The sequence below is a fragment of the Streptomyces apricus genome, from assembly GCF_008369065.1.
Classification (GTDB): domain Bacteria; phylum Actinomycetota; class Actinomycetes; order Streptomycetales; family Streptomycetaceae; genus Streptomyces; species Streptomyces apricus.
Genome location: NZ_VDFC01000011.1, coordinates 65,455 through 68,824, shown reverse-complemented (window position 1 = coordinate 68,824; position 3,370 = coordinate 65,455). Strand labels below are relative to the sequence as shown.

General features: G+C 72.1%; 2 protein-coding genes and 2 pseudogenes. 3 read left to right on the top strand and 1 reads right to left on the bottom strand.

The features are described from left to right. The first annotated feature begins 165 nt into the window (after positions 1-165). From FGF04_RS04295 to FGF04_RS04285, 3 genes and pseudogenes are all read left to right on the top strand, one after another. The gene (locus tag FGF04_RS04295) at positions 166-915 is read left to right on the top strand and encodes a FadR/GntR family transcriptional regulator (RefSeq protein WP_149509856.1); all 750 of its coding nucleotides are present in this window, start codon (positions 166-168) and stop codon (positions 913-915) included. Beyond that, a complete protein-coding gene (locus FGF04_RS04290) occupies positions 912-2,390 on the top strand; it encodes an amino acid permease (RefSeq protein WP_149509855.1) in 1,479 nt (492 codons plus the stop codon). Before FGF04_RS04295 ends, FGF04_RS04290 begins: the two co-directional genes overlap by 4 nt. Further along, positions 2,387-3,229: pseudogene (locus FGF04_RS04285) on the top strand (asparaginase); the annotation flags it as partial. The gene FGF04_RS04290 and the pseudogene FGF04_RS04285, both read left to right, overlap by 4 nt. Positions 3,230-3,240: 11 nt before the next feature. On the opposite strand, the pseudogene FGF04_RS41810 reads toward FGF04_RS04285, so the two are convergent. Then, positions 3,241-3,294 (bottom strand): annotated as a pseudogene (locus FGF04_RS41810) (hypothetical protein); the annotation flags it as partial. Between the last annotated feature and the right edge of the window lie 76 nt (positions 3,295-3,370).

The window sequence follows — 3,370 nt, the reverse complement described above, 5'->3', positions numbered from 1 at the left end:
AGGTGGCACAGGCCGTCTGGGGGTGAGGGCGCGGGCCGCTGCCGGGGGACGGCGACCGGCACCCTTCACGAGGGACACCTTTCACGAGGGACACCTCTCATGAGGGACACCCTTCACGAGGGGCGACCTTGACAGTCGCCTCCCGTGCCCCGCAGGATCACCCCCGTGAACCTGTCAGACAGCCAGACAACCGGCTCCGTACCGCCGCCGCGGCGCGTCAGCGCCATGGAGGCCGTGCTCGGGCACCTGCGCGGTGCCATCGAGCGCGGTGAGTACGCCGTGGGGGACAAGCTGCCCTCCGAGGCGGAGCTGTGCCGGCGTCTGGAGGTCAGCCGGCCCGTGCTGCGGGAGGCGCTGCGCGCCCTGCAGACCATGGGGCTGACCGTGTCCCGGACCGGCAAGGGCACGTTCGTCGTGTCGGCCGGCCCCGTCGAGGACCCCACCTTCGGCGACTACACGGCCAGCGACCTGATGGAGGTGCGCCGGCACGTCGAGATCCCGGTGGCCGGGTACGCCGCCGAGCGCCGCACCCCCGAGGACCTCGACCTCCTGACCCGCCTCCTGGAGCGGATGGAGCACGAGCGGGACACCACCGCGTGGGCGGCCATGGACACGCTGTTCCACCTCGCCGTGGCGCAGGCCGCCCAGAACCCGGTCTTCCGCCGCGTCATCGAGGAGATCCGGGACGCGCTGGCCCGCCAGTCGGCGTTCCTCAACGAACTCGGCGGCCGCCGCGAGCAGTCCGACCGCGAGCACCGCGCCCTCGTCGAGGCCATCGCCGACGGCAGCGCATCCGACGCGACCGACGCCATGGCGCACCACCTCGACCGCGTCGGGACGACCCTCACCGCGATCGTGCGCCCCGGGCGCACCCTTCCCGCGGACACCCCCACAGAAGGCGAAGCACAGGCGTGAGCGAGCAGTACCTCGAAGAACAGACAGGATCGGCGGAGAAGGGAGGGAGGCAACGCAGGAGAGGCACGCACGTCGACGCCGGTGACGCGGGGTACAGCAAGTCCCTGAAGTCCCGGCACGTCAACATGATCGCCATCGGCGGGGCCATCGGCACCGGCCTCTTCCTCGGCGCCGGTGGCCGGCTCGCCGACGCGGGCCCGTCCCTCTTCCTCGCGTACGCCGTCTGCGGGATCTTCGCCTTCCTGGTCGTCCGGGCCCTGGGCGAACTCGTCCTGTACCGGCCGTCGTCCGGTGCCTTCGTGTCGTACGCGCGCGAGTTCCTCGGGGAGAAGGGCGCCTACACCGCGGGCTGGATGTACTTCCTGAACTGGGCCACCACCGGCGTCGCCGACATCACCGCGGTCGCCACCTACACCCACTACTGGGGCATGTTCTCCGACGTCCCCCAGTGGGTGATCGCCCTGGTCGCGCTCGCGGTCGTCCTCACCGTGAACCTCATCTCCGTGAAGATCTTCGGGGAGCTGGAGTTCTGGTTCGCGATCGTCAAGGTCGGCGCGCTCGTCGCCTTCATGCTGATCGGGATCTTCGTGCTGGTCACCCAGCATCCCGTCGACGGGGCCACCCCCGGCCCCTCCCTCATCACGGACAACGGCGGTCTCTTCCCCAACGGGCTGCTGCCGATGCTGCTGATCGTCCAGGGCGTCGTCTTCGCGTACGCCTCCGTCGAACTGGTCGGCGTCGCCGCGGGCGAGACGGAGAACCCCGAGAAGATCCTGCCCAAGGCCATCAACTCGATCATGTGGCGCGTCGGCCTCTTCTACGTCGGCTCGGTGCTCCTGCTCTCCATGCTGCTGCCCTGGAACAGGTACACCGCCGGGGAGAGCCCCTTCGTGACCGTGCTCTCCAACATCGGCATCCCGGCGGCCGGCGGCGTGATGAACCTCGTCGTGATGACCGCCGCCATGTCCAGCCTCAACTCCGGGCTCTACTCGACCGGCCGCATCCTGCGCTCCATGTCGGTCTCCGGCTCGGCGCCCCGGTTCACCTCCGTGATGAGCCGCAGCCAGGTCCCGTACGGCGGGATCCTGCTCACCAGCGGCATCTGCGTCCTCGGTGTCGGGCTCAACTTCGTCGTCCCCGCCGACGCCTTCGAGATCGTGCTCAACTTCGCGGCGCTCGGCATCCTCGCCACCTGGGGCATGATCATGATCTGTCATCTGCAGTTCTGGCGGAAGACCGAGGAGGGGGAGCTGGACCGCCCGTCCTACCGGCTGCCGGGCTCGCCCTGGACCGAACTCGTCACCCTCGTCTTCCTGGCCGCCGTGCTCGTCCTGATGTACGCGGACGGGGGAGCGGGGCGCACGACGGTGCTGTGCCTCCCGCTGATCGTGGCGGCGCTGGTGGCGGGCTGGTACGGGGTGCGCGGTCGGGTCGCGGCCGTCGCGGCCGCGCGCGAGGACGGGGCGGACGCATGAGCGGCACGAACGTCGGCACGCTCGCCGGGACCGGCTGCGGGGGATCGCTCGCCGCCGCGCCCGCCGTCCGGGAACCGCTGCACGCGCCCGTCGCACACCTCGTCCGCGGCGGTGTCGTCGAGGGCGTCCACTACGGCTCGGTGGTCGTGCTGGCCGCCGACGGGAGCGTGGAGCTGCAGGTGGGCGACGTGGAGGCGGCCTTCTACCCGCGGTCGGCGCTCAAGCCGGTGCAGGCCGTGGCGATGGTCCGGGCGGGGCTGCCGCTGGAGGGGGACCTGCTGTCCCTGGCCGCGGCCAGCCACTCCGGCGAGGAGCGCCACCTCGCCGGTACGCGGCGGATCCTGGAGCTCGCCGGGCTCACCGAGGACGATCTGCGCAACGTCCCCGACCTCCCGTTCGATCCCGTCGTACGGGAGAACTGGGTCCGCGCCGGACGGCTGCCGTCCAGGCTCGCGCAGAACTGCTCGGGCAAGCACGCGGCGATGCTCTACACCGCGCGGCTGAACGGGTGGTCGCTGGACGACTACCTGGATCCCGCGCACCCGCTCCAGCAGGCGATCGCGGAGATCGTCGAGGACCTGACCGGGCAGGGCATCGCCCAGGTCTCGGTCGACGGGTGCGGGGCTCCGCTGTTCGCCGTCTCCCTGCACGGGCTGGCGCGGGCGGCGGCCCGGATCACGACGGCCCCGCCCGGTACGCCGGAGGCGCGGGTGGCCGACGCGATGCGCCTGCACGCCGAGATGGCGTCCGGGTCCGGCCGGGACGTGGCCGCGCTGATGCGCGCGGTGCCGGGGCTGCTCGCCAAGGACGGCTTCGAGGGCGTGCAGGTCGCGGCGCTGCCGGACGGGCGGGGGCGCTGCCGGACGGGCGGGGCCGTCGTGATCCGGGCCGCCGCCCGCGCCAGCCCGTGCAGGGAGACGGCGAACAGCGGAGCCCCGCACCCGTCGACCGAGACCTGGGCGATGCCCTGCCCGGTCAGG